This window comes from Aquiflexum sp., assembly GCF_041751335.1.
Classification (GTDB): domain Bacteria; phylum Bacteroidota; class Bacteroidia; order Cytophagales; family Cyclobacteriaceae; genus Aquiflexum.
Window position 1 is genome coordinate 1 of sequence record NZ_JBGSXS010000415.1, and the last position, 7655, is coordinate 7655.

7 protein-coding genes are annotated in these 7655 nt (G+C 38.6%); all 7 read right to left on the reverse strand.

Annotated features, from left to right (window positions below; genetic code table 11):
• Positions 1-3 precede the first annotated feature (3 nt).
• Complete coding sequence (locus ACEW8U_RS22110; RefSeq protein WP_373524231.1) at positions 4-1476, reverse strand: cellulose synthase family protein; 1473 nt, start codon at positions 1474-1476, stop codon at positions 4-6.
• Positions 1477-2044: 568 nt separating this feature from the next.
• Positions 2045-3589 carry a 4Fe-4S binding protein gene (locus ACEW8U_RS22115; RefSeq protein ID WP_373524232.1) on the reverse strand — a complete coding sequence of 515 codons (1545 nt, stop codon included), beginning with the start codon at positions 3587-3589 and terminating at the stop codon, positions 2045-2047.
• Entirely contained in the window at positions 3586-4965 is a 1380-nt protein-coding gene (locus ACEW8U_RS22120) for an NAD(P)/FAD-dependent oxidoreductase (RefSeq protein ID WP_373524233.1), read from the reverse strand. Before ACEW8U_RS22120 ends, ACEW8U_RS22115 begins: the two co-directional genes overlap by 4 nt.
• Positions 4958-5713 carry a DUF547 domain-containing protein gene (locus ACEW8U_RS22125; protein WP_373524234.1) on the reverse strand — a complete coding sequence of 252 codons (756 nt, stop codon included), beginning with the start codon at positions 5711-5713 and terminating at the stop codon, positions 4958-4960. Before ACEW8U_RS22125 ends, ACEW8U_RS22120 begins: the two co-directional genes overlap by 8 nt.
• A 139-nt stretch (positions 5714-5852) precedes the next feature.
• On the reverse strand, positions 5853-6341 hold the full coding sequence (locus ACEW8U_RS22130) for a rhodanese-like domain-containing protein (protein ID WP_373524235.1): 489 nt from the start codon (positions 6339-6341) through the stop codon (positions 5853-5855).
• 265 nt (positions 6342-6606) lie between these two features.
• The gene (locus tag ACEW8U_RS22135) at positions 6607-7320 is read right to left on the reverse strand and encodes a Crp/Fnr family transcriptional regulator (RefSeq protein WP_373524236.1); all 714 of its coding nucleotides are present in this window, start codon (positions 7318-7320) and stop codon (positions 6607-6609) included.
• A 74-nt stretch (positions 7321-7394) separates the two neighbouring features.
• Positions 7395-7655 (reverse strand): type I restriction enzyme HsdR N-terminal domain-containing protein (locus tag ACEW8U_RS22140; RefSeq protein ID WP_373524237.1); only part of this gene is annotated, 261 nt, incomplete at its 5' end.

A 7655-nucleotide genomic window follows, 5' to 3' on the forward strand; every position in this document is an offset into this window, starting at 1 on the left:
CTCTCACCTCTCGCTTCTAATTTGCCCCCTAAACGACTCCCAACTCACCAAACCATACCCTACCGCCAACATGAAATGAAAAACCAACATTTCATAGGTCTTTGTCTGAATGGAGAGAATTACCATTGTTAGAAATACCAATGCTAATGCTCCTTCCAAATAGGTGGTAAATGGAATTTTCCAAGAAGTGTACACATTCTTGGTCCAGTTTCTATTTTCATTAGAGAGGTTATACTTTGGGGTTCTGATAAAAGGGGATTTCTTGCCTGTTAAGCCTTCCCAAACTGCTTGGGAATTGTGCAATGCCAAGCCCATGGATACAGATAAGAACAAGGGTAACTCCCAGAGAAATCTCCCTATACCTCGCCAAGTGTATTTCACCAAACTCAAATTGGCAAAGAAATACACCATGGCAATAATCACAAAACCAACCAAAAAGACCGCTGCTCCCTGAAATAAACTTTCTGGAACCATATCCTTATAAAAGGCCCACCAAACCGGGATACTGCTGAGACTCACCAAAAGGACAGCGATGAAAATTACCGCATTCAACAAGTGAGCGGTAGCATGAAACTTGACTTTGAATCCGAAGGACTTTCGCAGCACATTGCCTAAATGTTTGGAAGCACATTCTGCCCCGCCTTTGGTCCACCTGAATTGCTGGGATTTGATGGCTGACATCACAGGGGGCAACTCTGCAGGCGATTTGATATCGGGTCTATACACAAATTCCCAGCCTTTTTGTTGGGCTCTATAGCTTAAATCCAAATCCTCGGTGAGGGTATCATCCTGCCAATTGCCAGCATCAAGAATGCAGCTTTTCCTCCAGATTCCACCGGTACCGTTAAAATTGATAAATGCTTTTTGTTGGTTCCGCCCCATTTGCTCGACCATAAAATGGGCATCCAATGCAAATGCCTGAAGCCTGGTCAATAGTGAATAGCTTTCATTGAGATGCGTCCATCTGGTCTGCACCATACCTACATTTTCATTGGAAAAATGACCCACCGTCTTGAGCAAAAAATCTGGATCAGGTACAAAGTCCGCATCGAATATTGCAATAAATTCTCCCTTGGCCAATTCCAAACCTTCCCGCAAAGCTCCCGCCTTAAAACCTGTCCTAATCTCTCGATGAATATATTTGAAATCAACTCCCGGGTATTTTTTGATATGGCTTTGGATAATGTCAGCCGTCTCATCTGTACTGTCATCGAGCAATTGGATTTCGAGCTTTTCCTTGGGGTAATTGAATTTTGCAACTGCTTCAATCAACCGCTCTACGACATATAGCTCATTATAAATAGGTAACTGAACAGTGACCATTGGCAATTCATCCACATTTTGATCAGCCTTTTGATGGGGTATATTTTTAAATCTAAAAAAATGATATAATAAATGTGCTTGGGCAAAGCTGTAGAAAAGCACAAACAGCATGGCTAATACATAAATAATCAGAAAGAAATAAATGAGGATCATTAAATCTGTTTAGTCAGGTTTGGGGATAAATTGGAGACGGAAGACGGAAGACGGATGTTGGAAGACACCTGCCTGTCCGGTAGGCAGGGAAGACGGAAGTTGGAAGTGCGAAGTTTGGTGCTGTCGTTAATTTCAGCATCTTCCGAGAATTGTATAGAATTGCCATTTTTATGTCAGTTTTGCAAAGACATCTTAAAATTAAACGAGATTTTTGTGGTTTTATCTTAAATCCTACTTCATCATGTTTTAGAATTCTGTTTGAAAGTTCTATAAACCTCGATTCTAATACAGACCAAAGTCCCGTAGGGACATCATATGGGTAAAATTAACCGATGAATCGATTCTTTTTTGTGCCTTTAGGTACAACATATATTCCGTACCTAAAGGCACGAAAACCTACCATAACTGATTTTTTCCTACCCATATTTCGCCCCAAAAGGGGCAATAAGGCCAACCTTAGAATACCCGATTTTTTTTCACATTATAGAATTATATAAATTATATGAAAAGCCATCTTTCTTCTCTTCTAAATTGATAAAGTAGAGTTAATCCACTTAATGTTTTGCAATTAAGATTTAAGTCTGATGGATTTGTTTCCGATGATGATTGGCATTTCGTTGAGCCTACCTTCCTCTTCTCCGTTTTCTAATTTTAGGACTCCCCTTGGACAGACTGCTGAACAAATTCCACAACCGACACAGGAAGCCCTCACGATATTCTGCCCCCGTTGTGCATACCAGCGGACATCAATGCCCATTTCACAATATGTAGAACAATTACCACAGGAAATACATTGACCTCCATTGGTAGTGATCCTAAATCTGGACTTGAAACGCTGCACAATGCCCAAATAAGCTGCTAATGGACATCCAAATCTACACCAAACCCTGTTTCCCATCAAGGGATAAAATCCTGTTCCAATGACACCCGCAAAAGCCGAGCCTATCATAAAACCATATATGGAATGTAATTGATCCGTAGCCTGTCCCAATAATCCAAATTCCATGAAATAGTTAATGATAGTCACGGCAGTCATGACCACAGCAAAAACAAGTACCCCATGGACCATGTATCTTTCAATACTCCAGGCTTTAAGTGATTTATCCGACAATTGCCGGTAAGGATCACCCAAGGTTTCTGCGAGGCCACCACAGCCACAGACCCAGGAGCAATACCATCTTTTGCCATAGAAATAGGTGAATAGTGGAACCCCAACGACAATCAAGATTATCCCCCACACCAACATAAACATGCCCAAAGCTCCTGAACTCAGCATCCCATCTATCCTGTAATCATAAAAAAATGAATAATCCAACGGCCAAATATTCTTGAAATCATGCCAAGGCATATTCAATAGCACAAGAATTTCCGGAATCAAAAAAGCAAATGCCAATTGGAAAAACATCACTGAGACAGTCCTGATGGTTTGATAAGCATTTCCCTTATACTTTCTAAACATCCTGATTCCCATCACCACAATAGCAAGGGTATAGATTAAGCCATATAAAAACCATTGACTTGCCGGATTGCCTGAAAGAGCCATGCTCAGCGGGTCAACTATCAAAATCAAATTAGTCAGGTATTCCGGAAACCAATACAAAATGATGTAAAATAAGATCAACCAAGTCCCTGTGATAATTCCCAAGATACCTCTTGATTTCATGGAGGAGAAATAAATTCCATCATTCTTTATTCCCTCTGGCTCTCGGCTGTGTAAAGGCAGTATATAGATCAAAGCTCCCAATACAGCCACTCCAATCGTAAGGACCAAATAAAAAAAAGGGGATTCACTGACAGGGCCTTGAGTAGCGGCTTTAGTCAATGAAAAAACATAATTATCCCAAATCACATTGTCCCAATCCTCTTCGGATTTGAGCTGATCATTGTAGGCATTGAAATTTTCATTAAAATCTGAAATAAAAGCAAAATTGGAATTGTATTTTTTACCGAGCATTGGGGAAAGAATTTCGGTCATTTTTTCGGTATGGATGTCTTTGACTTGTTCAACAACCATTTCCTTATCCAGTTGATAGGAACCAAAAAAAGGAAGTAAGCTAAAGCCTACTAATCCAATAATAAAAAGCATCAACCCTGTTTTTTGAAAATATTTCATACGCGTGATCCAATTAGTTTTTTCAAAAATGATATTTTATCAACTCTTAACTGCTTTCCTGTTTCTTGATTATATTTCTCGAGAACATCACGGTAAAATGCTTCGAAAAACTCAGGGTTGAAATTTGCTTTGTTCAGGTTGACCAACACTTTTTCAAGCGTCCAACCATCTGTGATGGCTTTGTCAAAAAACTCATGCCTTAATCTCCAACCAAAGGAATTAACGCCTAAAATGGTATTATCACTCTTTCTATATAGTAAGCGGATACAGGATTTGCCTCCCTGATGTTCCCAATAAAAACTCTTAATATGCTCTTCCCAAAAAGAAGGGACATGTCCATAAGTCTGGTATTCAATATCCAAAAATTTCGCGGAATTAAACCAGATTCCTGGTTGATAGGGCACTGGATTTTGGTGGGTAAGATTATAAGCCAAAGTTTCCCCATGCATCCTTCCTGTATACCAGACTTGTTCTATATTTTTCCGGTCGGATGCAGGCGCTTCTTGAAATTCCGCACAATCTCCCATGGCATAAACGTCAGGAATATTTGTTTCAAAATACGCATTAATCAAAATGCCTCGTTGTATTTTTAGTGTAGGCCCATTTTCCTCATCAGAAGTGTTTTTCAGAAAATCTACATTGGGACTGACCCCGGCGGTCAATCCTACGAATTGGCAATCAATGGTTTCTCCAGTTTTTGTCCTTATGGCTTTGACCCTCCCGCTTTCATCTGGAATTATTTCGTCCAACTCGGTTTCCAGTCTAAGTTCAATATGGTGTTCTTTGATGTGCCTGTTGATCATTTGGGATTCCTCAAAAGGCAATATATTGTCCCAAAAACTCTTTTCCCTTACCAAAAAAGTAGCAGGAATATCCCTGCTTCTCAGCATCTCAGCCATTTCTATCCCTATCAAACCACCTCCTACAATTACCGCCCGGCTGATTTCTTGGGTATACTTTTCCATTGATTCCAAATCCTGATAGGAATACAAGCCCTGCACACCCATAGAGTCCTGTCCGGGCCAGCCAAATTTATTGGGTTTGGAGCCTGTGGCCAAAATCAACACATCATAAACTAGTGTTTTTCCATTTTGGAAATTTAGCTTCTTGTTTCCAAAATCAACTTTTTCCACCCAACCATTCACAAGTTCTAACTTATTTTTCTCCCAAAACCAATCCTCATAAGGCTTGGTATGTTCATATTTCATGTGGCCCATGTAGATGTACATCAGGGCAGTTCTGGAAAAGAAATGTTCTGTCTCCCCTGAAACGATCGTAATAGCAGCATCAGCATCGTTTTTTCGGATATGTCTGGCACAGGTTACACCGGAAATACCGTTTCCGATAATGACAATATGTTTGTGGGATTTACTCATTAAGTGACCAGTCGTAGTCAAGATAAGAAACTTTGGCTTTGGGATTGATTTTCACGATTGAATATTGGTTAAGGTAGTCAATTAAACCTCCATTTTTAGTGAAATCACCTTGGAACCAGGAAAAAATCTTGGAGATTTCAAGTTTATCTTTGCTGATTTTGTTTCTTTTTGTGTCATTGATGAATCCTTTGGTCACTTTATCCAATTGTTCGTTGATCCTTTCAGGAAAAAAAGCCTCGTTCAAAAGCGGAGGACATGAAAAAGAAGCACAGTTGATGGCAAAATGGATGCGCGGCTCTTCAAACTCTTTTCTTAATATCTTATGTTCAATCTCATCAAGATTGGCGTCCTTTCCTCCTATTTGAAAGAATTTGATATGCCACACTGTATTTACCAAAGGTATTTTGATTTTGGGGTGTAGGTCCTGAATACTTGCTACTGGATAATTATCTACTATCAGCTTCACAGTAAAAGCATTGTAGGCATTGATCCAATAGGCTAATTGCTGGTCTTTTGTCCATTTTTGTCTGTCAGGTGCATTGTTGCTCAAAAGATTCAAGTACTTTTCCAACTTCTCTTTTTCTGCCTTAAATCCTTTATAGTTAACGACCCCATCTTTGCTTACATGTTTTTTCAACAATTCATCGAAAATCTGATGAGAAGGTGGTGATGAATTTTTTTGGCCCAAATTAGAAGCCTGACAGGACAAAAAAGAAAAGACAAACAATAAGTTTATTAATATTTTCATGGTGAGTATTCAATTGGTTTTGTGAAGGTACGGAGTTTACCAAATATCAGATTACAAAAATAACCCATCTATAAAACAAATCCTGTCGCTTGGATGACAAATCGAGATTTGAGAACAGTTTATTTAAAAAATTTTAAAGTTAATACACCTTCGTTCCTTTTTTAAGCCAAATTCCCCAAAGTTGGCTATAAGCATGAACCTCTTCAGTCTCCTCCTCATTTATGAAAACAGGATTGTCTTCATTTACCCAATGAAAAATCCCTCCGTACAGATTATAAACCTCCTGGTATCCCGCAGATTTTAATCTTTTTCCAATCTCCTGACTTCTTGCACCGATGGAACAGTAAACAACAATAGGTTGATTTTTCGGGATGTCATGAAGGCTTGCCATAGAAAAAGTTTCATAGCCGACCCATTTTGCTCCTTTTAAGTGACTGACTTCAAACTCCTCCTTTTCCCGGGTATCTAGGAAAACTGCGCTTTCCATAACTTCTTTTTGATCAGGATAAACAACAGGGAAATCTTTATCATAATATCCTTTAAGCAGGGTTTTGTAGGCAATGCTTTGCCCAAAGGACTGAGAGTTTGTTGCTAAGAGGAAAATGATTAGGATTAGGCGAAGATTCATGTTTTCATAACAGCAAAGAGACCATTTAGGTTGCCTAAATTCAATTCCCCCCGGTCATATCCAGAAAGTTTAATTCAACCTTAGAATAATTTCGAAGATCAAGTTTAAATATTTGGTTCTGAATCAATCTGCCCAGTAGTTCAAATATCAATTAATATCTAACCTGCCTGCAGTAGGCAAGTATCCATGAATATTTGATTGTATTGAAATAGATAATGGATTCGGAAAGTAGAAGAATTTCAGAAAGAACTATCAAAATTGGAATTTACCCATAAAAATCCGAAAGCCTTGCAAGCCCCTTTTTATCCAACATAATAATTTTCTTACCGTCAAATTCAATCAATTCATCTTTTTTGAATTCAGACAATAATCTGATGACAGTCTCAGTAGCTGTACCCACCAAACCAGCAATTTCTTCCCTTGTAAGGATAATATCAATTTTCTCCCCATCAGATCCATCTATGCCATAAGTTTCGCACAACTTCAGTAAAGTAAAGGCCAGTCTCTCCCTAATTGATTTTTGGGTTGCGTCCGTGAGTTTTTCTTCCATTATACCCAAGTCATGGCAAAGTGCTTTGGTAACCCTTCTATGAAACCCGGTATCCTCTGACAAAACTTTAAGAAAGGATTCGCGGGGAACAAAACAAATTTTGGCATCTTCCACAATAGTAGCTGAATTGGAATAAGATTCTTCACCCAAAAGCGAGGAATAACCCAGAAAATCACCCTTCTTGGCCAATCTAACGATCTGTTCTTTTCCATTTGATGCAGTTTTAAACACTTTGACAATGCCGTCATTAATACAAAAAACTCCAAGCGGTTTGGTTCCTTCATAAAAAAGGATCTGCCCCTTTTTATGGGTTATAAAATTTTTACTATCCGTGAGGTGACAAAGATGTTGTTCAGAAAGATCAGAGAAAAGTGAGAACTTTCTGCTCATACAAAGCTCACAGGGTGTGCTTTTTTGCTGGACTTTCATAATTCAGATTATTCTTGTTATGTCACAAACTTATTGCTTAAAGATAACATAAAACATGACAGAAATCACAATTGTCATAATTGAAATTTGGGCAGATCTGATAGTTGTTCATAGTTCTGTTCATTTTTAAGAAATGCTAAAAACAGATGTTGCCTACCATTGCTGATGCCCATGTAAGGTGCTTTAATTGTTTTATTGTATACTGCAACCTGTTCTACAGTCTTTTGGGATAACTTCACATCGGTGGATTTGCACTCGATCAACAAAAAGGGATTACCACTTCTGTCAAGAATAAGGATATCAAACCTTTTTTGGAGATTATTGTACAGGATACT

Excerpts from the sequence above, each read along its gene's own strand:
- ACEW8U_RS22110 (WP_373524231.1), bottom strand. The coding sequence starts at position 1,476 with ATGATCCTCATTTATTTCTTTCTGATTATTTATGTATTAGCCATGCTG.
- ACEW8U_RS22115 (WP_373524232.1), bottom strand. The coding sequence starts at position 3,589 with ATGAAATATTTTCAAAAAACAGGGTTGATGCTTTTTATTATTGGATTA.
- ACEW8U_RS22120 (WP_373524233.1), bottom strand. The coding sequence starts at position 4,965 with ATGAGTAAATCCCACAAACATATTGTCATTATCGGAAACGGTATTTCC.
- ACEW8U_RS22125 (WP_373524234.1), bottom strand. The coding sequence starts at position 5,713 with ATGAAAATATTAATAAACTTATTGTTTGTCTTTTCTTTTTTGTCCTGT.
- ACEW8U_RS22130 (WP_373524235.1), bottom strand. The coding sequence starts at position 6,341 with ATGAATCTTCGCCTAATCCTAATCATTTTCCTCTTAGCAACAAACTCT.
- ACEW8U_RS22135 (WP_373524236.1), bottom strand. The coding sequence starts at position 7,320 with ATGAAAGTCCAGCAAAAAAGCACACCCTGTGAGCTTTGTATGAGCAGA.